The sequence below is a fragment of the Arcicella rosea genome (assembly GCF_040543805.1).
Taxonomy (GTDB): domain Bacteria; phylum Bacteroidota; class Bacteroidia; order Cytophagales; family Spirosomataceae; genus Arcicella; species Arcicella rosea.
This window is the reverse complement of record NZ_JBEUMS010000001.1, coordinates 561,018-585,346: the sequence shown is the minus strand read 5'-3', so window position 1 is coordinate 585,346 and position 24,329 is coordinate 561,018. Positions and strand designations below refer to the sequence as shown.

Genomic DNA, 24,329 nt, shown 5'->3' with positions numbered 1-24,329 from the left:
TTGAAAAATGAAATTCAATCATCATAGCATAGCAAAATATATTACGGTGTTTCTTTTAATCATGACTGTTTTGTCATGTAAAAAAAGTGCTGAAACCACAGAAACAGTAGAACATCATGAAGATGAAAAAGGTACGGTAGAACTTACTCCTGCTCAGGTGAAAGCATCACAAATTGTTTTTGGCAATTTCGAGAGAAAAAATCTAAGTGAGGTAATCATAGCCAATGGTTATACGAAGCTTCCACCCCAAAATCAAGCAGAGGTATCTGTTTTTATGGCAGGTATCATTAAATCTATTGCCGTTATTGAGGGACAGTATGTAAAGAAAGGGCAAAGCCTAGCTACATTTCAAAGTGTTGAATTTAATAATCTTCGTTTGCAAAAAGCAAAATTGATGGATGAATTGCAACAAGCTAAAGCCTCAATGGGCTATTTAAGCCTAGATTTTCTTCGCCAAAAAGAATTAAGCGATGAAAACGTAACGGCAAAAAAGACCTTTCAAAAAACGAGTGCCGATTTTGAAGCTATCAAAAGTAAAGTCGAAAATTTAGCACATCAAATCCAGATTCTGGAGCAAACAATTGCCCTTAGTGGTAAAGAAAATGTTGCCACGATTGCCATTACAGCACCTATTTCTGGTTATATTACGGCTGTAGATGTAAAAATTGGTAGCAGTGTTTCTCCTAATACCTCTTTGTTTTCAATCGTTGATAATTCAAAAATGCACGTAGATTTATTGGTGTATGAAAAAGACCTTTTTAGAATAAAAATTGGACAGGACGTTCGTTTTGTACTTACCAACCAAGGAAATCAAGAAATTTTAGGAAAGATTTTTAGTATTGGTCAAGCCTTCCAAAATGAAACAAAATCAGTGGCTGTTCATGCCGATATTAACAATAGTAAAGCAGGTTTAATATCCGGTATGTATGTAAGTGCACTAATTGATATCGGCAAAAACGATGTAAATACGCTTCCTATTGATGCGGTTATCAAGGCAGAAGGAAAAGAATTTATTTTTATTCAAGAACAACATGAAGAAACAGGCAAAGAGCAAGTCAATAAACAGAGCCATGATGAAGGTGTACATTTCAAACGAATAGAAGTAAAAACAGGAACGACACAATTAGGTTTTGTTCAGGTTACTCCTCTACAAGGCATAGCTGTTGGAGCAAAAATTGTTATAAAGGGTTCATATTATTTACAATCATCCATAGCCAATGCTGAAGGCGACGATGAACATGCACATTAACTTAAGCTAACAACATGGAACATAAACATATTTATGACAAAGATGGAAAGCAACTTTGTTGTACACAAGAGGAAAAAATAAATAAAATGGCAAATCTCTCTTTAAAAAATAAAGCCCCCAAAGACAATTGTTGTGCTAGCAACGACGATGATGGACATCAAGATGAGCATTCTGACGATGATGGACACGATCACACTAATGTAAGTGTAAGCATTTTTCAAATGTTTCTCCCTGCGACAATTAGCTTATTTTTATTACTAATTGCTATTCTGATAGACAATTATTTCGCACAATCTTGGTTCACTGGATGGCTACGCATTGTTTGGTATGGTGTAGCCTATTTGCCAGTTGGTTTTCCTGTATTAAAAGAAGCAGTGGAAAGTATGAGTAAAGGTGAAATATTTTCAGAGTTTTTGTTGATGAGTATTGCAACACTTGGAGCATTCGCTATTGGTGAATATCCTGAAGGAGTTGCGGTAATGTTATTTTATTCTGTAGGCGAAGTATTTCAGACGTTAGCGGTAAAACGTGCAAAAGCTAACATTAAATCACTACTTGACCAGCGACCTGATGAAGTAACTATCTTGCAAAACAATCAGGCGAAAACGATTAAGGCAGCCTCTGCTAATATTGGTGACATTATTCAATTGAAAGCGGGAGAGAAATTAGGTTTAGATGGCGAATTACTTTCAGACACAGCCTCTTTTAACACGGCGGCACTTACTGGAGAGAGTAAACCAGATACCAAAACCAAAGGAGAAATTGTATTAGCAGGAATGATAAACTTGAATACTGTTTCACAAGTAAAAATTACGACAGCATATAAGGATAGTAAACTTTCGAAAATTTTGGAGTTGGTTCAAAATGCCACTGCACAAAAAGCACCAACAGAGTTATTCATTAGAAAGTTTGCTAAAATCTATACGCCAATTGTCGTGTTTTTAGCAATTGCTATTTGTTTGTTGCCCTACTTTTTTATTGATGACTATGTATTTAGTCAATGGTTGTATCGTGCTTTAATATTCTTGGTGATTTCTTGTCCGTGTGCATTGGTTATTAGTATCCCTTTAGGTTATTTCGGAGGGATTGGTGCTGCCAGTAAACATGGTATTCTCTTTAAAGGAAGTAATTTTCTGGACATCATCGCTAATATTCAGAACGTAGTAATGGATAAAACGGGTACAATGACCGAAGGTATTTTTAAGGTACAGGAAGTAGTCATTAAGCCAGATGTTAATAAAGATGAAATACTGCAAATGGTAAATACTTTGGAAAGTCAGAGTACACATCCAGTAGCTACTGCCATTCATGACTTTGTGGGAAATGTAGACAACAGTATCGAATTGAAAAATATTGAGGAAATTGCTGGACAGGGACTTAAAGCCGAAAAAAATGGCAAAGAGTTGTTAGTTGGTAATTTCAAATTGATGGATACTTATTCAATTGCGTATGATATTGACCCCACTTCAATTGTTTATACGTTGATTGCGATTGCTTACGATAAAAAATTTGTGGGTTATTTAACCATTGCCGACAGCATTAAGAAAGATGCACAGGAAACCATCAATCAACTAAAAGCATTAGGTGTAAAAACCACGATGCTCAGTGGGGATAAAAGTAACGTCGTGAAATTCGTTGCAGATAAATTGGGCATTACGAATGCTTTTGGAGATTTATTACCAGAAGATAAAGTAAACAAGGTCAAAGCAATAAAAGCTAATCATGAAACAGTGTGTTTTATTGGCGATGGGGTAAATGATGCTCCCGTAGTAGCTTTGAGTGATGTGGGTATTGCTATGGGTGGTTTAGGAAGCGATGCTACTATTGAAACGGCTGATGTTGTTATTCAAGATGATAAACCTTCAAAAATACCGATGGCAATCAATATTGGTAAACAAACCAAAAAGATAGTTTGGCAAAACATCGCTCTTGCTTTTACTGTAAAAGCCATTGTGTTAATATTAGGTGCTGGAGGGTTAGCCAATATGTGGGAAGCGATTTTTGCAGATGTAGGTGTAGCTTTATTAGCTATTCTAAATGCTGTTAGAATTCAGAATATGAAGTTTTAAGTATTTTTGATAGTCACGATAAATAAAAGTGGGTTACTCAGAGTATTTGAGTAACCCATTTTTATTTTTAAAATAACTCAAAAATAATCAAAACAATATGGCTAATATAATATTTAGATTAGTCTAAATATTATATATTTGTATTTCTAATATTTAATCATAGAGCTATGAAAGCAAATTGTACCTTTTTGATAGTAATGCTTATCTTTTTTTTCGTAACTGCTTGTGAAAAATTACTTCCTGACTCTCCCGATGAAAATATAGTTTTAGACGGAACAATTGAAGAATTGTCCACTACTGAAACGGCTAAATTCCTTCGTGGAGATATAGCTTTTACAAAGGTTTTTACAGCCAATACAGGCTTGGGTCCTTTGTTTGTTTCAAACTCTTGTATTAGTTGTCATGCAGGCGATGGAAAAGGACATCCAGCCACAAGCTTAATTCGTTTTGGACAAACGGATGAAACGGGGAATCATTTTTTGACACAAGGCGGTCCTCAGTTGCAACATCGAGCCATTTCTGGTTTTACTCCTGAAAATATTCCTTCTGGAGTTTCCCAAGCTACGTTTATTGCTCCTTCAAATACAGGTCTAGGGTTTTTAGAGGCTGTTCCTGATGTAGATATTTTGGCTTTGGCTGACCCAGAGGATAAAAATAATGATGGTATTTCTGGTGTTCCTAACTGGATTACGTTAGCGGACTTTGTAACTCCCAAAGCCAATGCAATTACTAAAAATGGTAAATATATTGGTCGTTTTGGAAGAAAGGCAGGAGCGTATGACTTATTCAACCAAACAGTGAATGCTTATAATCAAGATATGGGCGTAGTTAGTACATATTTACCCAAAGATACATATAGTGGCGAGGAGCTTGACCCCGAAGTAAGTAATGCAGAAATAGCCGATTTGGTACATTACCTACACACACTAAAAGCACCAATTCAACGGAATGCTGAAATAGTTGAGGTGAAAGAAGGGAAAACATTATTTATCAAAATTCAATGTGGTAACTGTCATACACCAATAATGAAGACAGGTAGTTCTACCATAAAAGGATTAAGTAATAAAACATTTGCTGCTTATACTGATTTACTTATGCACGACATGGGTAAAGCTTTAGATGATAATTACACAGAAGGGTCTGCTAAGACTTACGAATGGCGAACGACCCCACTCTGGGGTCTAGGATTATCAAAAGACTCCCAAGGAGGCAAAATCTATTTATTACACGATGGGCGTGCCAAAAGCATTAATGAAGCAATTATTTTACATGGAGGTGAGGCTCAAAAAAGCCGTCTGCAATACAGTGAATTGAGTACTAAAGAAAAACAAGCATTAATAACATTTTTAGAAAGCCTTTAACATGAAAAGACGTGATTTTATTCGTACAGGTTGTCTGACTTGCATCGGGGGGACTGCTATAACGCTAGCTTTACAGGGTTGTAGTTCAGCATACTATGCTAAGCAAATAGGTTTGAAACAAAACAACTTACTAGTTAAAAAAAGCGAGTTTATCGAAGTAAAGAAAGATGGAAAGCAAAATATGAGAAATGTAATCGTGGCAAAATATGAGAAATTAGGATTTCCAATTGCCCTTTTTCGTTTGGGAGAAGACCAATACTCAGCTATCTATTTAGAGTGTACGCACCAAGGCAATGAAGTACAACCACATGGCAATTATTTGGTTTGTGAAGGTCACGGAAGTGAATTTGATAACAAAGGAAAAGTAACACAAGGTCCTGCTGAAAAGGCTTTGCGAACATTTAATGTGAAAACAGACGAGGAATATATTTATATCACTTTAGCCTAACAAGAATGAACCAAAGACTACTTTTACTGATACTATCGGTGGCACTATCTCAAACTATTTTTGCTCAGATTGATACCACACTGTTTAAACGAAAATCGATTTCAGATTCTACCAAAATGAACCTTGATGCAGTTTATAACCGCCCGTTTTTACAGGTTGGACGTACTCCATTAGGGATTGGCGGATATGCAGAATTCAATACCAATTATAGGGCTACAGACGGTGTTGGAGAAGGTTTTTCTTTTCAAATGCGTAGAATGACCTTGTTTTTTGGGGGGAGCCTACATCAGAAAATAAAATTCATGTCTGAGATTGAATTTGAAGATGGTACAAAGGAAATTAATATAGAATTTGCTGCCATAGATTTTCAGTTTGCGAACCTTTTTAATTTTCGTGGGGGTATCATCATGAATCCGATTGGAGCATTTAACCAAAATCATGATGGTCCGAAATGGGAATTTAGCGATAGACCTATATCAGCAACACAAATGCTTCCTGCTACTTTTAGCAATGTGGGAATGGGTTTTTATGGTAAAAAATATACGAAGCAATGGGTATTTGCCTACGAAACTTATTTGACCAATGGTTTTGATGAAACCATTATTGATAATGAAAACAGTCGTACCTCTTTGCCAGCAGCAAAAGCCAACAAAGACCGTTTTGAAGAGAGTAGCAATGGGCAAGCTCTTTTTACAGGTAAAATAGCAATTAGAAATCGTAAAATTGGAGAGTTGGGACTTTCATACATGGGAGGAGTTTATAATAAGTTTGAAGATGATGGCTTTATTTTAGCAGAGAAAAAGTCGCTAAATGTTTTTGCAGTAGATTTTAACACTGTGATAAAAAAAACCAAAACATCAATTATCGCAGAATGGGCATGGGTAAATGTAGATTTACCTAATAATTATGCTGTACAATATGGCAGTAAACAAAATGGAGGCTTTGTAGATATTGTACAACCCATTTATAAAAAACCGTTAGCAGGCTTTCCGAATTCTTCTTTTAGTATCGCTTGTCGTATCGAGCGAGTTGATTGGAATATGGGCACATTTACTGAAACAGGAGATAAAATTTATGATGAAGTATTCTCAATTATGCCCGCTGTTAGTTGGCGACCTATTCCATCAACCGTCATCCGATTCAATTATCGTTTCCAAAAACAATGGGATTTATTAGGTAATCCACCAGCTAAGATGGGTGTAATACAATTAGGGATTTCTAGTTATTTTTAAAAGTCTTAGTTATATTATTACATTGAATGGCATTGAAGGAATCACAGGTTTTGTAGTGTATTTATATTTAAATATTTAAACAGAAAATTATATAATAATGAGCGAAAAATGTATGATGTAGAATTGTCTTTTCAAATGTTATTTTACATTATAATAAATAGGAGAGATGAAAAAGAAGCTAATTCGTATATTTTGTTTTCTAATGGTAATGCAAGTGCTTTTTGTAAGTACAGGCTTTGTATGATAACAGTTAGTATAAATAAATCTTCTTGAGAGTTCAATTCCTGTAAAGTATAATTTTCACATTTAAATTATCAAAACAATGCAAAAATTAGCAATTGTACTCATTATATTAATGAGCTTTTTTACACAGAACTCATTTGGTCAAAAACCTCGTTCTGACTTCAAAGGTCATATCATTGATTCAAAGGGTGATGTTTATTTGGAAGGCACGAAAATAGGGTCTGTCACCAGAGAAGGTCTTATAAAAGACTCTAATGGTCAGAAAATAGCTTTCGTAAATACAAATGGTTCTTTGTTGGATGTCAATGGAAAGAATCTAGGAAAAATGGGGAAAGATGGGAAAACGTATTATGATGCAAACGGCTTGGTTGTCTTCTCTGTAAACGACGTCGATGGTGTAACCTGTGATATATTAGATGCTAAGGGGAAAAAAATTGGGAATGTACATGACAGTTATAAAGGCGTAGCCTGCTCTTTACATTGTTTTACCAATAAAATGGACATGAAAACACATAGCAAAAAAAATAATCTTGCATAAATCATTTCAAGTACAACCCCAGAAATGATTTTAAGCATACTAAAAAACTTCCTTGGGGTTAGGTATTAAGATAAAATGAAAAGCAACAAATTTATCGCTGTTTTTATGCTCTTTGTGAGCATCTCAATAATTAATTCTTTTGGACAAGAGCCCAATACCAATAAGAAATCCAAAACAGAAACAAAAATAAGCTATGTGTGCTCTATGCATCCAGATATTAAAGGGAAAAATGGAGACAAATGTTCAAAATGTGGCATGGCATTGTCCGAGAAGAAAAAAGATGAAAAGCAAATTTATACTTGTACCATGCATCCAGATGTAATGAGTAATAAACTTGGAAAATGCTCGAAATGTGGCATGGATTTGATTGAGAAAAAAACTAAAATGTAACGATTTAGTATTAACGAATAAACCTTCTTTGTTCAAATACTAGCAAAAAAAGCAAGGTTAAAAGAAGTAGGCTGTCCAATTGTATTTGGTGACAGCCTATTTCTTTTAGAAGCTTATAATATAATAAGCTTGAATTTAGAATATCTGTTTTAATCATTAATCTTAATGTGTTTGATTGAAAAATTGCTGTTTAGCTTTTAGAATATTTAATACTTTAGTTTTGGTTTATAGAAATATATTTTTTCTTATATTTAATGTGTTCTATTATTAATCAATAAAATTGGGGAGTATGAAAACTGAAGATGAAGAAAAGACAATCTTACCTGAAGAGTTAAGCCATCTTGAAGAACCTCTCAAAGAGGCAAGAACAAAAATAGAAGCCATCGACACTCAAATTAATAATACCAGACCTGATAGGGGTCCACAATCTGCCTATCGCCCCCCTTTTTATGGAAGTCCACAATACGGTAGAAACCCAGATATTTCACAAAGCAATGACAGTAAGATTGCTGGATGGAATAAAGAAAAAGCACAGATAAAAGACGATTTCTTGAAAAGGTTAGATGAAGGACTTGAAAATATAGACCCCGATAACGCAAAAAAAGTTAAAGAAGTTGTCGATTATCAGTTGAGTGATAATAAGTATAAGACTGGTATAGAAAAGGATGGTCAAAAGCAAAATGGTGAGCCGTTCGAACGTATTGAAAGCATATATTACGAAAGATATTCATTTGATAAAAAGAAAGATGCAGTTGTAACTGAACCTGATAAAAACCAAGCGACAAAATCAGATACTCAAACTAAAAGTTCAGACAAAGAGCATGTGAGTCAAGATGATTTGCCGAAGGATAAAGGCTTTGCTGAAAATGCAAAAAAAGTAACTGCGCAGGAAAAAGACAATGAACCGAATATGAGCGAAACAACAAAAGAAGAACCACAATCTAAAAATACGCCTGAGAGCTTCATGGCTAAATATGAATTGCCAAAGGCAAAGGACTTTTCTGAAAACACGAAAGATATGACTGATAGGCAAAAAGCTAATGAGTCTAATAAAAGTGAAATAGCGAAATCAGAAGCTCAATCTAAAAATACGCCTGAGAACTTTACGGCTCAATATGATTATCCACAGATGAATGATTTTTCTGAAAACACAAAGGATATGGCGAATAAGAAAAGTTTGGATATTTGTATGGATAAAGATAGAGATTGATTATCGCTCATGTTCAATATCAAAGTCTTTATCCTTTTCATTTGTCATTGATTTGCTATCCTTTTCTTCAAAAGGATTATTTTTCAACCAAGACGGCATTTTCTCTTTAAATCTTTCATCCAAGTATTGTTGCCTTCCATCCTGAATGCCAGAAATGAAAGAACTTTCTCCAGTCGTCTTTGAAAGTTTTTCTGAAAGCTCTGGTTCGTATGCGGCTATCATGTAGCCTTGATTAAAGCCTTTGATGTACAAATCCGTATTTTCTTGCTCGTTCATTGTTTGATTGTTGTTTATAAGGGGTCAAATCTTGCGATAGCTAAAATATTTTATGAACATTGCCCTCAAGATACTTGTCAATTGAATCTCTGTCGTAGAGGATGATTTTCTTTTGCGGTTGAGAAAATCTAATTTTCCCTTCATCCCTCAATTTCTGTAATGTAGTTTTTGATTTGATATTCAAGAGTTGCATGGCTTGCTCGTCAGAAATCCATTTTTCCTTTTCCACTTTGTTCGTTTCTTTTAGCCGTGCGACAACTTGCTCGACTAAAGCATAAAAGGCAGATTCTTCTAGGCAGATGACTTGCATGAATTTTGAATGGAAGAGGGTGGATGAAATAATCAATTAAATTTAAAAAATTATTTGATATGCGCCATCATATTTATTCAGATTATCTTCTGGTTTTTATTGTCCTTGCTATTTTGTAACTATCCCTGAAAGATTACTAATGAACGGAATAGCACCATACCGACCTTCAAGATAATCCTTGTTTCTTCGAATAGTTTTTCCAGCTTCTTTATATTCAACAAGTGAATACATCTCTGATTCTCCGTACTTATTCTTTTCGACAAAATAAATCTGGTCTCTTCGATAATTGCCGTAATTCAATATGTTTGTGTCATGTGTAGCGAAAATTAGCTGTGCGTTGTTACGATTACATTCTTTTGAGTTAAAAAGCTTTGTAATGGCTATCGTTAGTAGAGGATGTAAACTGGTGTGCAAATCATCAATTACCAGTAAGCCCCCATTGTTGAGTACATTGAATATAGAACCAGAAATATTAAATAACTTATTTGTACCAGAAGATTCTTGACTACGCATATCAAATTCTATTTGTTCAATGACTTTATTTTTAACATCATATTTTTTGTGAGTTGTTTTGATGTCGATTTTAAATGCGCCTTCAAAATCTGTGAGTAACTGCTTTACCAGCCCTTCGGGCAAGTCACTTGGAAGTTCTTTTTGGTCGAATGGTTTTTTAGAAATAGCTAAATCATCAAATCCTAAATCTAGTGTTTTGCAAAAGCTCAATAAAGTGGCTTGAGTTTGCTTATTTTCCAGCATTTCCAAAGTCAAACCTTTATATCCTTCATGCTTTAATCCTGAAATAGTAATAAAATTATTAAACCACTTCATGATTTTTTTTGAGACTTTCCCGTTAAACTGGTCTACAACAGCAAGGAATAAAGCGTTATCTCTCGTACGTTTTTCTAAATCTTTACCTTCTGGGAAAGACCTGCTCATAACTTCTATTCTATCATGCTCTCTAATAAATAAAGGTTTTTCAGTTTTCTTTTGAGATTCAAAAAGCCATTCTGTATTGATGCTATGGTTGTCTAGTTCAAAGCCATAGCGATAACGAATATTATCAACTGAAAAAACAGCTTCAAAAAAAGAATCTGTTTTTTCAGTTTCTGTACTCAAAAGAAAAGGGGCAATATCCAACTCAGCAGTAGAGGATTGCTCAAACGATTGCAGCACTAATCTTCTCATGGTAGATATTGCCTTAATGAAATTGCTTTTCCCACTGGAATTAGCCCCATAGATAACTGCACCTTTTAACAACTCATAACGCTCTGTAGAAAATATGTTTGTTTCTTTATGCTCCTTGATAGGCACAGCGAATAGGCTAAGTGTTGTTTTATTCTTAGTTGAAAGATAGTTGCCGACAGTGAATTCGAGTAACATGATACAAGGGCGTTAATGAGATATTTTCTTAAAAATAAGGAAACATTCAATAAGCATGTTTATGTGTCGTGTGATTTATTTGTAAGAAAAGAATAACGATAGGGAAGTGAAGGCTTAAACTAAAAGCTTATAATTTTTTCAGGGAATTTGCAGTTTTTTTTGCCCTAATTTATGCGAAAAAAATGTTGTACCTATGTTGTACCAAATAAAAAAGGGTTCTTACATTTTACTGTAAAAACCCTCTTTAAACTGTACCGGGGACGGGAATCGAACCCGTACGAACTTGCGTTCACAGGATTTTAAGTCCTGCGTGTCTACCAGTTCCACCACCCTGGCATGAAATTAAAGTTGTAACCTTAATCTCTTAAACTTAAAAAGCACCGTAAGGTGCTTCTATAAGCTGAGCGAAAGACGAGGTTCGAACTCGCGACCTCAACCTTGGCAAGGTTGCGCTCTACCAGCTGAGCTACTTTCGCTTGTGATTCTTTTGAATTGTTGTTATAATTCCGTTGAATTGTGGTGCAAAATTATGCGATGTAATTCGTCTGTGCAAGCTTTTTGTGAAAATTTTTAATAAAAAAATCTCACAAAATTTATAAATCGCTGATTATGTTTGAATTAAGCTTGAAACTTTTTTTAGATTTTTTGTCCATTTAAAGGTGATAGAGGGTGTAAAATTGGAAAGTAGCTAAGTATTCATGTAATTTGTAGGATATTTATTAACTGCTTTAAATGAAAAAATATGTTTGGGGCTTTGCTATGATTTTTTTAGCGAGCTTTTCAAGTTATGCCCAAAATTATCCACACTATACTTTGTGGTCAAGGGTTTCAATTCAAAAAAAAATAAGTAAGTATTTTGATGTGAATGCAGACTTTCTTTACCGAAGACAAAATGATTTTAGTAAAGGAAATTATAATCTTTTCGATTCAAGATATGTGGAAGCTTACAGAATTTCGACAGTTTATAGAAAGGGAAATTGGGCAGTAAGTCTTGCTCCCATTGTTTTTAATACTTTCCCACTTTATGGAAAAGTGGATGATTTAAAAAGACCTGTGCGTTTGGAAATAAGACCTGTTGCTTATTTAGAATGGACTAAAGTATTGAGCCCAAAATGGACTTTTAGGTCAAGATTTGGTTATGAATATCGTTTGTTTAAAAGAAGTGATAATACTTTTGGAGACGAGCAAGCTAGGATTCGTTTACGGATTCAGTGGAGGTATAATCTGAATAAAAACAATATTATGTATGTCAGTGAAGAACCACTTTTGAATATTCCACCTAATTTACCAGCCAATAATTTTAGTCAAAACCAGCTTACCTTGATGTTTAGTCACGCATTTTCTCCGCATTTTACAACTGAGATTGGTTACATGTGGAATCATAGACAAAGAGCGAGCTTGGTTGAGTTTGATGAAGAAAACACTTTGCATACTCATTTCATTATCAGGCTATAAACAAAAAAGAGTAACTGCTTTTAAACAATTACTCTTTCTGTAAAACGAAACATTCCAATCAATTTATTTATTCAATAACAACTCTTTTTGCAGTACCATCTTCACGTTGTGTTACGGTTACAAAAAGTGTTCCTTTAGTATTTTTCTTTAATTCTACTTGACCCATAAAATCACCTTGGAAATCTTTGAATTTCTGAGAACCTACTTCTTTTCCATTCACATCTGTCACCGTAACATTTACATCTCCTTTTTCAGGTGTGTAAAATTTAAGATTCAATTTATTATCAAAAGGTTTGTTTGGATAAATTTTCAAGGCTTTAACTGTTTTTGAATCGCTGAAAGGCTCAAAATCTTTGAAGTCGTGATCGAATTTAAACTTGAATTCTTTCATGGCTGGTTTTAATGAACCTAAAAGTTTGTCATGGTCAAAATCGAAGTGAAATTCTTTGTGGTCGTTTCTGTCAAAATCCTTTTCTATTCTTTTGCCATCTTTGTAGATTTCAATGCGTTTTTGCTCATTTCTCGGAGCTTTAAATGACTGTGCAAATCTTTCATTTCCTCTATCAACTTTAATTCTAATTTGCTTTCTTTCGCCTTTTCCTAAAGTTGTTGATAAAGAATCAGTAATACGGTTAATAAGATCTTCTTTTTGTTCTGCATTCATTCCTTCGGCATTGTAAGTACGGTCGAAAACTTGTTTTTGTCCGTTTTCTGTAGATTCTACATGAATTTTAATTTTGCCGTCTTTTTCCTCAATATTTTGAGAAGTACTTTTTTGTGCCATTGCAGTCATACTAACTGCAAACAAGATCGCTGTTCCGAAAATTTTGATGTTCTTTTGCATAGTGATTTTTGTTTTTTGAGTAAAAAAAATCATGTAAAGATTACATGAAACAAACTTAATCAACCTATTCTATATCAAACCTTTAAACTTTGTTAAAAGATGTTAAACGAAATAAATTGCTTAAGAATTAGTTTAATTTTGTTGCGCTGTAATAGACACGCTAAAAATAAAAATGTTGCAAAGCTGCTATAAGCACAATATTTTTAAGGGTTTAGCTTGTTTTAAAGTGTATAAGTACAAGCAATTGAAAGAAACGAGCCACTTATAATGGTTAAAAAGTGCTTATAGCTTAATGTTTACAGTTCAATAAATATTAATGATTAAGAATGACTAAGCGGAAAATACAATATATAATTGCTTTGATGGCTTTTGCTTTATTAGGTTTAATTGCCTTTCAAATGTATTGGCTAGGATTTACGGTTCGCTCTAAAAATGACCAATTTGGAAGTGATGTTCGAGATGCCATGCAACAGGTAGTTCGCAAGCTTGGAAAACAAGAATTTTACTATTTTGTACAACGAAAAGTAGAAGCGGAGGAAAAGCAAAAACAGCTAATGGCAATTGCGAAACCTATTACTGAGAAGCCAATTGAAACTCCAAAGCAAAAAATACCAATTGCTTCAAACCAAACTGGGATTGGTTTAGATAAAGTAGGAGGGACGCCATTTCCTTCAGATATTTTGGTGTCGAAAGGAACGGAAATTTTGCCTAATGGGGAAATTAGAGAATATCAGGAATTTTCAATGAATATTGACATTCAAGATTTTCAAAATCGTTTGAATGAACATAAACAATTAGACGAAATTTTTTCGGAAGCATTGCAACAACACCAAAATACGCTTCAAAAACAAGATTCTATGCGAAAAGCTGAATTATCAGCAGCAAGAAAAAAACAAGTAAACAAAAAACATGTTGATAAAATTGTTGACCCTTTAGGAACGCAAGATAAAGTAATGAATAAAGCCGAAATGGCTAAAGAGGTTTTCAATGATTTTCTGTTCAAAAAGAGAAGTATTTATGACAGAATCAATTATTTAGTACTAGATTCTTTGTTGAAATATGAAATCAAAATGAAGGGGATTGAAATCCCTTTTGAGTACGGAATTAGTAGCCAAGAAGAACCTAATTATTTACATTATGCTTCTTCGATGAAGTATAAAATGACAGGTTTGAAGAACGACAAAGATACTTATACAGTCAATCTTTTTCCGAATGATTATGCCAATTCTGAAAATTATTTAAGAGTATATTTCCCGAATCAAGACCGCTACATTATCCGAAATATTTGGGTGATGTACGCAACTTCATTGTTGTTGATTTTAGTGGTTTTGAGTTGTTTTTATGTGGCAGTAAGTACCATTGTGAAGCAAAAACAATTGGCTGATATTAAAAATGATTTCATCAATAACATGACGCATGAGTTTAAGACGCCAATTTCTACGATTTCGTTGGCAACTCAGATGTTACAAGACGAAGCCGTAGCAGCTAGTCCGTCGATGTTTAAGCGTTATTTAGGCATTATTCGAGATGAAAACAAACGTTTGGGTTCGCAAGTAGAGAAAGTACTTCAAACGGCACAAATGGAAAGAGGAGACGTACAATTGAAACTAAAAACCGTTGACGTTCATGAAATTATAGAGAAAGTATTAGAAAATATTAGTCCGCAAATTGAACTTCGTGAAGGTATCATTGATTTAGATTTACAAGCAGAAATCACGGAAATTGAAGCGGATGAAGTACATTTGACCAATATTATCTTTAACCTTTTAGATAATGCCAACAAATATTCGCCTGAAAAACCTGAAATTACCATTGCTACGAAGAATACCGAAAAAGGGATTTCGATTACGATAAAAGACAAAGGAATCGGGATAAGTAAAGAATCTTTGAAGAATATTTTTGAAAAATTCTATAGAGTTCCTACGGGTAATTTACACGATGTAAAAGGTTTTGGATTGGGTTTGAGTTATGTTAAGAAAATGATTCAAGAACATCATGGTAAAATAAACGTCCAAAGTAAAATCAACGAAGGAAGCGAATTTGAGGTAATTTTACCGATTGATATTACGTCACAGCTAAGTTAAAATATACATTTAAGCATTATCCCTATTATTAACATGACAAAGATTCTCCTTGCCGAAGACGACCCCAATTTAGGTACTTTACTTCAAGAATATTTAACGATAAAAGGCTATGAAACCATTTTAGCAAAAGATGGCGACGATGCCCTTACAAAGTTTGTACAACAAGATTATGACCTTTGTATTTTTGATGTAATGATGCCAAAAAAGGATGGTTTTACCTTGGCAAAAGAAGTACGAATGTCTGATAAAGATACTCCTATTATTTTCCTGACGGCGAAGGCGATGAAAGAAGATACTTTACAAGGCTTTAAATTGGGGGCGGATGATTATATGACCAAACCCTTTTCGATGGAAGAATTGTTGGCTCGCCTGCAAGCCGTTTTACGAAGAAGCCAGAAGGTAGAATTACAAAACGAAAAGATTTCAAATTTCATCATCAGGGGTTTTGCATTTGATGCCGAAAAACAATTATTGGAAAGAAACGGCGAATCTCAAAAATTGACAGCGAAAGAATCAGCTTTATTGAAATTACTTTGTGAAAATATGGGCAAACCCGTCAGTCGAAGTTTTGCTTTAAAAATGGTTTGGGGAGATGATACTTATTTCAACGCCAGAAGTATGGATGTTTATATTACCAAATTAAGAAAATTCTTAAAAGAAGAACCCGAAATTCAGATTCTAAATCTTCATGGAGAAGGTTTTAAATTAATGGTTTAAAAAACATAAGATATAGATAATCTATGTAAAATAAATAATGAGTTATAACTTTAAAATATTGATATACTGAATTTTAAGATCATCATTCATAATTCACAACTCTTTCATAAATGGACATACTGCTATTGATTGGTTCAATAATATGCCTTTTAGTTGGTTTGGCTGGTGCAGTATTGCCATTGCCCGGTCCGCCTTTGAGTTTGGTCGGTCTGTTTATGTTGCATTACTCCAAGTATGCTGATTTTGATAGAAAGACTTTGGCTTTCTTTACTTTGGTGACTATCGGAATCAGTATTTTTGATTATTACGCACCCATTTGGGGAACAAAAAAATTCGGTGGAACTAAGTATGGAGCTTGGGGTTCAACAATTGGCTTACTTGCAGGCTTATTTATTATTCCTGGTTTTGGAATGTTTCTTGGAGCTTTTCTTGGAGCTTTTTTAGGTGAAATTCTTGGAAAAGCGGAGCCGAAAAAAGCCCTAAAAGCGGCGATTGGCTCATTTTTAGGGCTGATTGCTGGAATATTTGGTAAAGTGATACTTTGTTTGGCAATGTTAATCTTCGCTTGTATCGCTATCGCAGAGTATTTTATGATTATGCTGTAACTTCTTCTTTCACGACTGGTGGTTTCTTCCCTGCCAATTGTCCACAAGCGGCATCAATATCTTTTCCTCTTGAACGACGCACATTAATTACCATATTTTTACCTTCAAAAAACTGAGCAAATTTTGCCAAAGTTTGTGGATCAGTATTGGTATAATTTGCTTCGGCAATTGGGTTGTATTCGATGATATTGATTTTACAAGGAAATTGTCTGGCAAATTCCCAAAGCTCTTTAGCATCTTGCAAAGTATCGTTAAAACGATAGAAAAGAATGTATTCTAACGTAATTCTACTGCCTGTTTTTTTGTAAAAATGCAATAAAGCATCTTTCAGAGCTTCCAAAGTATTGGATTCGTTGATGGGCATAATCTGATTACGCTTTTCGTCATTGGCTGCATGAAGCGAAAGTGCCAAATTGAATTTCACTTCATCATCGCCCAATTTTGTAATCATTTTTGCAATACCTGCCGTAGAAACTGTAATGCGTTTTGGCGACATTCCTAAGCCTTCGGGTGAAGTAATGTAATTGATAGACGACAACACGTTGGCATAATTCAACAATGGTTCGCCCATGCCCATATAAACAATGTTTGTAAGCGGAGTTTGGTAATGCGATTCTGCTTGGTCACGAATCAAAACTACTTGGTCGTAAATTTCGGCTGGGTCGAGGTTTCTTTTTCTGTCCATATAACCCGTAGCACAGAATTTACAAGTAAGTGAACAACCCACTTGTGAAGAAACACAGGCAGTCATTCTATCGTCGGCAGGAATCAATACGCCTTCTACCAAATTATGGTCGAATAATTCAAATGATGATTTGATAGTTCTGTCTGAACTGATTTGTTTTTCGGATACTTTAACCGCTCTGATGTCGAAGTTATTTTCTAACAACTCACGAGTTTTCTTAGAAAGGTTCGTCATTTCCTCGAAAGTCTGAGCCGATTTTTTCCAAAGCCATTCATAAATCTGTTTAGCTCTGAAACCCTGTTCGCCATGCTCAGTCAAAAAGTCTTTGATTTGAGCCAACGATAATTTACGTATATCTTTTTTGGTGATTGTTGCTGTTTCCATGATTTCGCAATCTTTACTTTCAAATTTGTAGGAAGTAAGATTATTTTTTATCGACAAAAAAAGAGCAAAGATTGGCGTCTTTACTCTTTAGGTTAATTTTGCACAAAGTTAAGGATAAAAACAAACCAAACCAAGATGTTGGTATGAGATTGATAATCAAATGTTTATAAAGTAGCGTGCTTATTGTTAATACAAATGCCCCAAACAGATAAATAACCTAAAAAACTTATTATTAACTTATGTATTGAAAATGATTTTGTTCAATCCTAAAATACAACTATTACAAAATGCTTGCAGAACAAACACTTAAAATTTTAAACATCTTTTTGAACCAATTACCTACTAGTTTTCTGATAGTTGGTTTAATTATCTATCTACTTTCACATTTTGAGCTGTTTGGGATTAACTTGCCTTTCAATCAAGTTAAAAGTCCCTTAATGATAACTATCTGGATTTTAGTTCTATTGATTTTTACATTTTCTAAAGTGGTATTTTCTGATAATCAGTATATTACTATAGCTAAATTTTTACTTATAATTTTAGGAGTTTCAATATCATCTAAAGTATTTGTAAAGAGTATGTTTCTCTCTCTTTTAGTTTATTCATTTTCTTGTTTTTGTTATGGGAAAGCATTTTTATTGCTAATTCAAATTTTATTTTAATATAGTTTGAAAATTGCTTTCTGCAGAGATTGAGTGAAAATTAATACCATTGATGGCATGACTTCAAGTCATGCCATCAATGAAAATCGCTAATTCAGCATAATACATTCTCACTTCATCCCCTCCAACAGCAATTCTGCCAAGTCATATACTTTTACAGAATCTTCTTTTTCTTTGTTTTTCACGCCGTCCGACATCATCACCATACAAAATGGACAAGCTACGGCAATGGTACTTGCTCCTGTGGCTAAAGCGTCTTCAATGCGTTCAATATTGATGTCTTTGTTACCTTTTTCGGGTTCTTTAAACATTTGTCCGCCGCCAGCACCACAACATAAACCTTTGGTTTTGCAACGTTTCATTTCTACTAAATCAGCATCCAAGGCTTCCAAAACCGAACGTGGAGCTTCATAAATATCATTGGCACGTCCTAAATAACAAGAATCATGATAAGTGATTTTTTTGCCCTTGAATTCTCCACCGCCTTGTAATTTTATTTTTCCAGCATCAATTAATTGTTGCAAAAAAGTAGAATGGTGAATTACTTCATAATTTCCGCCCAAAGCTGGATATTCATTTTTTAAAGTATTAAAACAATGCGGACAAGCCGTCACGATTTTTTTTACACCATAACCATCCAATACTTGAATATTCATAGTGGCTTGCATTTGAAATAGGAATTCGTTTCCTGCTCTGCGTGCGGGGTCACCTGTACAAGATTCTTCTGTGCCGAGTACAGCAAACTTTATCCCAACTTGATTTAGGATTTTTGTAAAAGCAATCGTTACTTTTTTGTATCTGTCATCAAACGAACCAGCACAACCCACCCAAAACAAAATTTCAGGGCTTTCGCCTGTACTCATCATTTCTGCCATTGTTGGCACTTTATATTCTATTTCTTGTGTCATTTCTTTATTGATAAATCTTTTATTTTGCTGGATAAGTCTTTATTTTTCACTATATTTGCAATGAACAAAGACGTTTTGGACGTTAGGAGGAGGGATAAATATTTTTAGGCACTCGCTCGTTGTTTTTAAAAGGAACTGTCAGGAATGATGGTTCTTTTTTACTTTGGTTCTGGTTTTAAAAACTCCTCCTGCATCTGTTTAGCCGTTTTTCTTGAACCATCGTGACTCCAACCCGGAGGAGCAAAAATATAGTTGAAAGCGTTTTTCAGTGAACCTGCCTTCCAAACGTCTTTGGCAATATCAACCCATTCGCTGAAGGCAATTTTTACAGGATTATAAGTCTTTAAATTGTTGGTCAAACCATACGTTGGTCGTTCGTCTTCATCAATAAAAGTACCGAACATTCTATCCCAAATAATCAAAATACCTGCGTAGTTTTTATCCAAATACTTCACATCCGAGCCATGATGTACTCTGTGATGAGAAGGCGTATTAAAGATAAATTCAAAAGGTTTCCACATTTTACCAATGGTTTCGGTGTGAATCCAATACTGATAAAGCAAGCTAATTTGTTGCATAATCACCACTACGATGGGGTGAAAACCAACAATGGGCATCCACAGATAAAAAATAAATGAACCAGAAATATTGCCCGTCCAAGTTTGTCGAAGTGCCGTTGCCAAATTATATTTTTCAGATGAATGATGAACCTTGTGCGAAGCCCAGAAGTATCGAATCAAATGTGCTTCTCTGTGAAACCAATAATAGCTAAAGTCATCGGCAAAAAACGCTAAAACCCACATCCACCAAGCCGAACCGTCTAAAGTGAAAACATGAAAATTTTCGTATAAGTACAAAAAAATGAATGCGATGGCAGTTTTTGAAATCAGTCCACTTAGTAAATTTCCCAAACCCAAAGCGATAGAAGTAAAAGTGTCTTTTACTTCCAAATAATCTTTTTGTTCACGAGTAATAAAAATTGCCTCAAGAATAACCGTCAGCACAAAAAACGGAACAGCATATAAAATAAGATTCGGAGCCATTGGGAAATCAATTTGAAAGTTTGAAAATGAGCTAAATTTGAAAATGTAACCGACTGCCGAAATCTGGTTATCCAAAGCTTTTAATCTACAACCTTATCTAAAAACTGTTCTGTTTTTCTTTGAACGTGTTGATAATCTTTTGATAAAACATAAGAGCCAATCACATGATTTCCAGCATTCGGGAAAACAACTTTTTGTTTTTGATTGGTTGAAACGCCCAATTCATCGTACATTTTCAGCATCGCTGGCACAGAAACTACTTTGTCTTGTTCTTCTTCGTTTTTGTAATAATATCCCATAAAAGTTGGGCATTTTACTTTTTCAAAAGTTGCTGGAGTCATTACGTTTGTCAAGAAATTCTGCAAAGCAATTACGCCATTGATATGATAATGCGTACTCCAATATTTGGCATGAATCGGATTATGCGGAGGAAAATCCCTTACTTCTGAGCCAGTAATCAATTTTGCCAAAGCCAAACCCCAATGATTATCCAACAGCTTAGCATTTTTATCAAAAATCTCAATGCAAGGAGAATAGAGTACGATGGCTTTAATTTCTGGATGTTGCGAAGCCAAATACAAAGTCAACGCTCCACCGAAAGATGTTCCAACCACGATTACTTCATCACCCAGTTTTTTGCCAATTGCCAAAGCTTCTTCTGCTGAATTAATAAAATCATCAGCTTTTACGTTTTTCATCGTAGAATCGCCCAAATCAATGCCATGACCAGCCAAGCGAGCTAAGTACAGATTTGCTCCGTACTTTTTTGCCAAATTGGTATGAACAGGGTCGCCTTCTTCCTGACTTGCCGAAAAGCCATGTACATATACAATGGCTAATTTGGTTTTTACTTTCTTGGCTGTATCTGCCCAAATGATTCTGGCTTCACAGTCGGGACGAATACCTACTACGGCTTTTTCAGCAGTATTGATTTTTGTTTCTAAATCAACTAATGAAGTTGGTAAATCAAAAACGGGAATCTTCATGGTCGGAGCATCGGGTTTTGGACCCATTAAATAACCAAAAAAGCAAACGACAAAAACTATGATTAATACTTTAAATAATCGTTTCATTATTCAAAAAGTGTTTTGTTTCTTGTTAAAATTATTTCAGCAATCTCATAGCTCACAGCTTTACTTCACTTCATTCGCCCAATTAAATCTATCCGAAGTTGCAAATTTCCAAGGAGCTTGATTGGTTTCTAAATTTGAAAACATTGCATTCCAAGAAGCTGGAGCGTCAGATTCTTCCATAATTTGATAGCGGCGCAATTGCAGAATAATATCTAAAGGCGAAATATTTATCGGACATTCCTGCACGCAAGCGTTACAAGTAGTACAAGCACGCAATTCTTCCGAAGTAATATAGCTTCCGTACAATGCTTTGCCGTCTTCTACAAAAATGCCACCGTTTACAGCAAGGTTTCTACCTACTTCTTCAAGTCGGTCACGAGTATCCATCATAATTTTTCGTGGCGACAAAGCTTTGCCCGTTAAATTGGCAGGACAAGACGAAGTACAACGTCCGCACTCAGTACAAGAATAGGCATCCATCAGATTTTTCCAAGATAAATCTTTGATGTCTTTCGCTCCAAAACGAGCAATTTCAGTACTTGCCTCAGCATCAGGCTGAGCCAAACCCAACATAATTTGTACTTCTTTCGTCACTTCTGGCATATTCGGGATTTCGCCTTTTGCTTTCAGATTCGAGAAATAAGTATTCGGAAATGCCAAGAAAATATGTAAATGTTTGGAATAAGTAACATACAAAGCAAAACCTAAAATACCCAAAATATGTAGCCACCAAGCCGTGCGTTCATAAATGATTAAAGCGGTTTCGCTCCAATTTGTGAAGATGGGTTTCAAAAAAGTACTAATCACAAAAGAACCCACTGGATGATAATGTTCGTTGCCACGTTCTTGCAAAATGCTATCAACGGCATTCATACTGAGGAGAGCCGTCATTAAAATAATTTCAGCAAAGAGAATATTATTAGCATCAATGACAGGAAAACCATTTAATTCTCGGTGGCGAGTAGCTTGTAGGCGTTCTACTTTGGTAATATTTCTACGAATCAAAAACACCACACAAACCAAGAGTACGCCTGCGGCTAATATTTCAAAGAAATTAATCAAGAAAGTATAAAAACTACCCAGAATAGGAGCGAAGAGACGATGAGTACCTAAAATGCCATCCAATACAATTTCCAGTACTTCAACATTGATGAGTAAAAAACCAGCATAAATTACAAAGTGCAAAATACCAATGACTGGTCGGTCGAACATCTTCTTTTGTCCGAAAGCAATCCGAAGCATCGTCTTCAATCGTTCAGAAGGATTATCCGAACGGTCTTCAGCTCTGCCTAACTGAATGGTCTTTTTGATGATTTGTATGCGTTTTGAAATAAAATAAGCCGCCAAACCGAAAGCTGCTACGAAGAGAATTTGTTGGATGATTTGCATAATTCAGGAAAAATAAGTTTTGGTACTTATTTATTTTAAAAAATTCATCAGAACCATTTTTGATGAATTCAAGATAAATTTTGTACTTTATTTAACAATTTACTGATTTTATTGTGTGATACAAAGATGTTGATTTTCTTATTGGTATGCAAGCATACTATTTAGAAAAATATTTAAAAATATTTGAAATTATTTTCAGAAAATGTTTGGCGTTAAAAAAAAGTTTCCTACCTTTGCAGTCCCGAAACACAGGCGGGATTCAGGTGAAGTAGCTCAGTTGGTAGAGCATCGGACTGAAAATCCGTGTGTCGGCGGTTCGAGTCCGCCCTTTACCACAAAAAACCCCTTAAACGTAATGTTTGAGGGGTTTTTGCTTTTGTGGGGTATGGTTTGTGGGACAGTTTTTTATAAAGTATTTCAAATATCTATGCTTTTACTACTATTCCAAAATCCTTGTCGTTTAATTTCATATTCAATCACGACTATATCCTGTTTCTTAGGCAATTTTGAATAAACGTATCATCAAAACCGTATTTAAAGTTTTTTAATTTTTTAATGAGTAATGGGCTATTGAGGAATCATTAAGTTTTATATTTACTATTAACTCTGGTTCTATTTGATTTACTATTAACTCTGGTTCTATTTGACAAATGATTAATTAATCTCAACAGGTAAACTTTGATGAAATTTTTATTTGAAAAGTGTAATTATTTGAGATATTTTTTCTGAAAAATCTTTCGACATAATTATTGTTTTTTGACACTGATATTATGTATATTGTATCAATTTCTGAAAGATGAATCAACCTATATTGAAATGTTTGAAAAATACCTAAATAAATTTCTTAGCTTAATTGTCTTACTCCGTTACGGACGAATGACACCTGATATTAATTACTATTATCGCCATACTTATAGGTGTCAACTTGAGCAACTTAAATATCTTTTTCGAGATTATTTTATTAAAAAGCCTTATAAAACGATAGAGTTCCAAGGAGAGTTTGCTCCAGAATTAGAATTTACAATTCCTTTTGCTTATTGGCATTATAAAAATGGTACATTAAAAAGTACTAAATCAGCCTTTTATACCAAGGAGATGTATTTCTTCTCGCCTTATCATGAGGATTTTTTTGATGTTAGAACTAACGAAGGTAACTATAATTATGAACTCCCAAGGGTGTTGTATAGCCAGAATTACAACATGAGTAAATGGCTTGAGGTGCCTTATAAAGAATATTTTAAGAATGACATTTATGTATATGAAAAACCTATTCTCATAATAGCTAATCGTTATAACATGGAGTGGGGTGGACTGCCAATTAGTTTTTATAGTCTTGAAGATTTAGATTTTATGATAAATTACCTCAAAAAGGATTATACAATTATTTACAATCGTCCACGTCCACAAAATATTACAAGTGACACAAGTGAAATTTATGAGCTGAACGACAATGAATGGCTTGGGAAAATTCACCCAGAAGTAATATTGATGGAAGACTTGTATAGAGAAAATAAAGTAAATGCCAACAATTACAATCATTTTCAAATGTTGGTGTATGCAAATTGCGATAAATTTATTTCAATACACGGAGGAACAGCTGCACTGGCAAGTTGTTTCAAAGGTTCGAATATTATTCTTTCTAAAAAAGGACCAGAGCATCATTTTGGATGCTTTGATACATTATTCCCAAAATTATCAGGAGCAACAATTTATCATGCCAAAACTAGCGAAGAGGCTCGTGATTTTGTGCTAAAATATTACGTAAACTCATAAA

23 protein-coding genes and 3 tRNA genes are annotated in these 24,329 nt (G+C 34.4%); 15 read left to right on the top strand and 11 right to left on the bottom strand.

From position 1 onward, the window contains the following. Nucleotides 1-7: 7 nt before the first annotated feature. The 8 genes from ABID42_RS02665 (at nucleotide 8) to ABID42_RS02630 (ending at nucleotide 8,740) form a co-directional block, all read left to right on the top strand. Complete coding sequence (locus ABID42_RS02665; RefSeq protein WP_367282319.1) at nucleotides 8-1,249, top strand: efflux RND transporter periplasmic adaptor subunit; 1,242 nt, start codon at nucleotides 8-10, stop codon at nucleotides 1,247-1,249. Nucleotides 1,250-1,263: 14 nt separating this feature from the next. Further along, nucleotides 1,264-3,318 (top strand): heavy metal translocating P-type ATPase, encoded by a 2,055-nt coding sequence (locus ABID42_RS02660; RefSeq protein ID WP_367282318.1) that lies wholly within the window; start codon nucleotides 1,264-1,266, stop codon nucleotides 3,316-3,318. A 197-nt stretch (nucleotides 3,319-3,515) separates the two neighbouring features. Beyond that, on the top strand, nucleotides 3,516-4,679 hold the full coding sequence (locus ABID42_RS02655; RefSeq protein ID WP_367282317.1) for a di-heme oxidoredictase family protein: 1,164 nt from the start codon (nucleotides 3,516-3,518) through the stop codon (nucleotides 4,677-4,679). Between the two features lies 1 nt (nucleotide 4,680). Further along, nucleotides 4,681-5,127: a QcrA and Rieske domain-containing protein gene (locus ABID42_RS02650; protein WP_367282316.1), complete on the top strand. Its 447-nt coding sequence runs from the start codon at nucleotides 4,681-4,683 to the stop codon at nucleotides 5,125-5,127. A gap of 5 nt (nucleotides 5,128-5,132) precedes the next feature. Continuing rightward, complete coding sequence (locus ABID42_RS02645; protein ID WP_367282315.1) at nucleotides 5,133-6,359, top strand: hypothetical protein; 1,227 nt, start codon at nucleotides 5,133-5,135, stop codon at nucleotides 6,357-6,359. A gap of 322 nt (nucleotides 6,360-6,681) precedes the next feature. Further along, nucleotides 6,682-7,140, top strand: coding sequence for a 5-fold beta-flower protein (locus ABID42_RS02640; protein ID WP_367282314.1), 459 nt, complete (start codon nucleotides 6,682-6,684; stop codon nucleotides 7,138-7,140). A 75-nt stretch (nucleotides 7,141-7,215) separates the two neighbouring features. Then, nucleotides 7,216-7,530, top strand: coding sequence for a heavy metal-binding domain-containing protein (locus ABID42_RS02635; protein ID WP_367282313.1), 315 nt, complete (start codon nucleotides 7,216-7,218; stop codon nucleotides 7,528-7,530). Nucleotides 7,531-7,819: 289 nt separating this feature from the next. Then, complete coding sequence (locus ABID42_RS02630) at nucleotides 7,820-8,740, top strand: hypothetical protein (protein WP_367282312.1); 921 nt, start codon at nucleotides 7,820-7,822, stop codon at nucleotides 8,738-8,740. Here ABID42_RS02630 and ABID42_RS02625 read toward each other — a convergent pair whose 3' ends face one another. The 5 genes from ABID42_RS02625 to ABID42_RS02605 all read right to left on the bottom strand — a co-directional run bounded on the left by ABID42_RS02625 (nucleotide 8,741) and on the right by ABID42_RS02605 (nucleotide 11,182). Then, entirely contained in the window at nucleotides 8,741-9,016 is a 276-nt protein-coding gene (locus ABID42_RS02625) for a hypothetical protein (protein ID WP_367282311.1), read from the bottom strand. It abuts the gene before it with no gap. Between the two features lie 40 nt (nucleotides 9,017-9,056). Next, on the bottom strand, nucleotides 9,057-9,326 hold the full coding sequence (locus tag ABID42_RS02620) for a helix-turn-helix domain-containing protein (RefSeq protein WP_367282310.1): 270 nt from the start codon (nucleotides 9,324-9,326) through the stop codon (nucleotides 9,057-9,059). A 108-nt stretch (nucleotides 9,327-9,434) separates the two neighbouring features. After that, nucleotides 9,435-10,706 carry an AAA family ATPase gene (locus ABID42_RS02615; protein WP_367282309.1) on the bottom strand — a complete coding sequence of 424 codons (1,272 nt, stop codon included), beginning with the start codon at nucleotides 10,704-10,706 and terminating at the stop codon, nucleotides 9,435-9,437. 252 nt (nucleotides 10,707-10,958) lie between these two features. After that, nucleotides 10,959-11,042, bottom strand: a tRNA-Leu gene (locus tag ABID42_RS02610). Nucleotides 11,043-11,109: 67 nt separating this feature from the next. Further along, nucleotides 11,110-11,182: transfer RNA gene (locus tag ABID42_RS02605), tRNA-Gly, on the bottom strand. A gap of 256 nt (nucleotides 11,183-11,438) precedes the next feature. Between ABID42_RS02605 and ABID42_RS02600 the strand changes: the two genes are divergently transcribed. After that, nucleotides 11,439-12,161 carry a DUF2490 domain-containing protein gene (locus ABID42_RS02600; RefSeq protein WP_367282308.1) on the top strand — a complete coding sequence of 241 codons (723 nt, stop codon included), beginning with the start codon at nucleotides 11,439-11,441 and terminating at the stop codon, nucleotides 12,159-12,161. A 67-nt stretch (nucleotides 12,162-12,228) separates the two neighbouring features. Here the strand turns inward: ABID42_RS02600 and ABID42_RS02595 are convergent, their stop codons facing one another. Continuing rightward, nucleotides 12,229-13,005, bottom strand: coding sequence for a T9SS type A sorting domain-containing protein (locus ABID42_RS02595; protein ID WP_367282307.1), 777 nt, complete (start codon nucleotides 13,003-13,005; stop codon nucleotides 12,229-12,231). A 326-nt stretch (nucleotides 13,006-13,331) separates the two neighbouring features. Between ABID42_RS02595 and ABID42_RS02590 the strand changes: the two genes are divergently transcribed. The 3 genes from ABID42_RS02590 to ABID42_RS02580 all read left to right on the top strand — a co-directional run bounded on the left by ABID42_RS02590 (nucleotide 13,332) and on the right by ABID42_RS02580 (nucleotide 16,411). Next, complete coding sequence (locus ABID42_RS02590) at nucleotides 13,332-15,089, top strand: sensor histidine kinase (protein WP_367282306.1); 1,758 nt, start codon at nucleotides 13,332-13,334, stop codon at nucleotides 15,087-15,089. Nucleotides 15,090-15,122: 33 nt separating this feature from the next. Then, nucleotides 15,123-15,806: a response regulator transcription factor gene (locus tag ABID42_RS02585; protein ID WP_367282305.1), complete on the top strand. Its 684-nt coding sequence runs from the start codon at nucleotides 15,123-15,125 to the stop codon at nucleotides 15,804-15,806. A gap of 110 nt (nucleotides 15,807-15,916) precedes the next feature. Continuing rightward, on the top strand, nucleotides 15,917-16,411 hold the full coding sequence (locus ABID42_RS02580) for a DUF456 domain-containing protein (protein WP_367282304.1): 495 nt from the start codon (nucleotides 15,917-15,919) through the stop codon (nucleotides 16,409-16,411). On the opposite strand, the gene rlmN is transcribed toward ABID42_RS02580, so the two are convergent. After that, on the bottom strand, nucleotides 16,401-17,480 hold the full coding sequence (rlmN, locus tag ABID42_RS02575; protein WP_367282303.1) for a dual-specificity RNA methyltransferase RlmN: 1,080 nt from the start codon (nucleotides 17,478-17,480) through the stop codon (nucleotides 16,401-16,403). The two genes, ABID42_RS02580 and rlmN, sit on opposite strands and share 11 nt — an antisense overlap. 287 nt (nucleotides 17,481-17,767) lie before the next feature. Here rlmN and ABID42_RS02570 point away from each other — a divergent pair, with 287 nt between their 5' ends. Next, nucleotides 17,768-18,142, top strand: a complete 375-nt coding sequence (locus ABID42_RS02570) for a hypothetical protein (protein ID WP_367282302.1) — start codon at nucleotides 17,768-17,770, stop codon at nucleotides 18,140-18,142. A 110-nt stretch (nucleotides 18,143-18,252) separates the two neighbouring features. On the opposite strand, the gene ABID42_RS02565 is transcribed toward ABID42_RS02570, so the two are convergent. The 4 genes from ABID42_RS02565 to ABID42_RS02550 form a co-directional block, all read right to left on the bottom strand. Further along, nucleotides 18,253-19,050, bottom strand: a complete 798-nt coding sequence (locus tag ABID42_RS02565; protein ID WP_323294742.1) for a (Fe-S)-binding protein — start codon at nucleotides 19,048-19,050, stop codon at nucleotides 18,253-18,255. Between the two features lie 158 nt (nucleotides 19,051-19,208). Further along, entirely contained in the window at nucleotides 19,209-20,093 is an 885-nt protein-coding gene (locus ABID42_RS02560; protein ID WP_367282301.1) for a sterol desaturase family protein, read from the bottom strand. A gap of 80 nt (nucleotides 20,094-20,173) precedes the next feature. Further along, nucleotides 20,174-21,166: an alpha/beta hydrolase gene (locus ABID42_RS02555; protein ID WP_367282300.1), complete on the bottom strand. Its 993-nt coding sequence runs from the start codon at nucleotides 21,164-21,166 to the stop codon at nucleotides 20,174-20,176. Nucleotides 21,167-21,226: 60 nt separating this feature from the next. Further along, complete coding sequence (locus tag ABID42_RS02550; RefSeq protein WP_367282299.1) at nucleotides 21,227-22,555, bottom strand: 4Fe-4S dicluster domain-containing protein; 1,329 nt, start codon at nucleotides 22,553-22,555, stop codon at nucleotides 21,227-21,229. A 262-nt stretch (nucleotides 22,556-22,817) separates the two neighbouring features. Between ABID42_RS02550 and ABID42_RS02545 the strand changes: the two genes are divergently transcribed. Together ABID42_RS02545 and ABID42_RS02540 are read left to right on the top strand one after the other, a co-directional pair. Beyond that, a tRNA-Phe gene (locus tag ABID42_RS02545) sits at nucleotides 22,818-22,890 on the top strand. Between the two features lie 481 nt (nucleotides 22,891-23,371). Continuing rightward, the gene (locus ABID42_RS02540) at nucleotides 23,372-24,328 is read left to right on the top strand and encodes a hypothetical protein (RefSeq protein ID WP_367282298.1); all 957 of its coding nucleotides are present in this window, start codon (nucleotides 23,372-23,374) and stop codon (nucleotides 24,326-24,328) included. The last annotated feature ends 1 nt before the right edge of the window (nucleotide 24,329 follow it).

Coding starts and splice junctions, on each gene's coding strand:
- ABID42_RS02665 (WP_367282319.1), top strand. CDS start 8: ATGAAATTCAATCATCATAGCATAGCAAAATATATTACGGTGTTTCTT.
- ABID42_RS02660 (WP_367282318.1), top strand. CDS start 1,264: ATGGAACATAAACATATTTATGACAAAGATGGAAAGCAACTTTGTTGT.
- ABID42_RS02655 (WP_367282317.1), top strand. CDS start 3,516: ATGCTTATCTTTTTTTTCGTAACTGCTTGTGAAAAATTACTTCCTGAC.
- ABID42_RS02650 (WP_367282316.1), top strand. CDS start 4,681: ATGAAAAGACGTGATTTTATTCGTACAGGTTGTCTGACTTGCATCGGG.
- ABID42_RS02645 (WP_367282315.1), top strand. CDS start 5,133: ATGAACCAAAGACTACTTTTACTGATACTATCGGTGGCACTATCTCAA.
- ABID42_RS02640 (WP_367282314.1), top strand. CDS start 6,682: ATGCAAAAATTAGCAATTGTACTCATTATATTAATGAGCTTTTTTACA.
- ABID42_RS02635 (WP_367282313.1), top strand. CDS start 7,216: ATGAAAAGCAACAAATTTATCGCTGTTTTTATGCTCTTTGTGAGCATC.
- ABID42_RS02630 (WP_367282312.1), top strand. CDS start 7,820: ATGAAAACTGAAGATGAAGAAAAGACAATCTTACCTGAAGAGTTAAGC.
- ABID42_RS02625 (WP_367282311.1), bottom strand. CDS start 9,016: ATGAACGAGCAAGAAAATACGGATTTGTACATCAAAGGCTTTAATCAA.
- ABID42_RS02620 (WP_367282310.1), bottom strand. CDS start 9,326: ATGCAAGTCATCTGCCTAGAAGAATCTGCCTTTTATGCTTTAGTCGAG.
- ABID42_RS02615 (WP_367282309.1), bottom strand. CDS start 10,706: ATGTTACTCGAATTCACTGTCGGCAACTATCTTTCAACTAAGAATAAA.
- ABID42_RS02600 (WP_367282308.1), top strand. CDS start 11,439: ATGAAAAAATATGTTTGGGGCTTTGCTATGATTTTTTTAGCGAGCTTT.
- ABID42_RS02595 (WP_367282307.1), bottom strand. CDS start 13,005: ATGCAAAAGAACATCAAAATTTTCGGAACAGCGATCTTGTTTGCAGTT.
- ABID42_RS02590 (WP_367282306.1), top strand. CDS start 13,332: ATGACTAAGCGGAAAATACAATATATAATTGCTTTGATGGCTTTTGCT.
- ABID42_RS02585 (WP_367282305.1), top strand. CDS start 15,123: ATGACAAAGATTCTCCTTGCCGAAGACGACCCCAATTTAGGTACTTTA.
- ABID42_RS02580 (WP_367282304.1), top strand. CDS start 15,917: ATGGACATACTGCTATTGATTGGTTCAATAATATGCCTTTTAGTTGGT.
- rlmN (WP_367282303.1), bottom strand. CDS start 17,480: ATGGAAACAGCAACAATCACCAAAAAAGATATACGTAAATTATCGTTG.
- ABID42_RS02570 (WP_367282302.1), top strand. CDS start 17,768: ATGCTTGCAGAACAAACACTTAAAATTTTAAACATCTTTTTGAACCAA.
- ABID42_RS02565 (WP_323294742.1), bottom strand. CDS start 19,050: ATGACACAAGAAATAGAATATAAAGTGCCAACAATGGCAGAAATGATG.
- ABID42_RS02560 (WP_367282301.1), bottom strand. CDS start 20,093: ATGGCTCCGAATCTTATTTTATATGCTGTTCCGTTTTTTGTGCTGACG.
- ABID42_RS02555 (WP_367282300.1), bottom strand. CDS start 21,166: ATGAAACGATTATTTAAAGTATTAATCATAGTTTTTGTCGTTTGCTTT.
- ABID42_RS02550 (WP_367282299.1), bottom strand. CDS start 22,555: ATGCAAATCATCCAACAAATTCTCTTCGTAGCAGCTTTCGGTTTGGCG.
- ABID42_RS02540 (WP_367282298.1), top strand. CDS start 23,372: ATGTTTGAAAAATACCTAAATAAATTTCTTAGCTTAATTGTCTTACTC.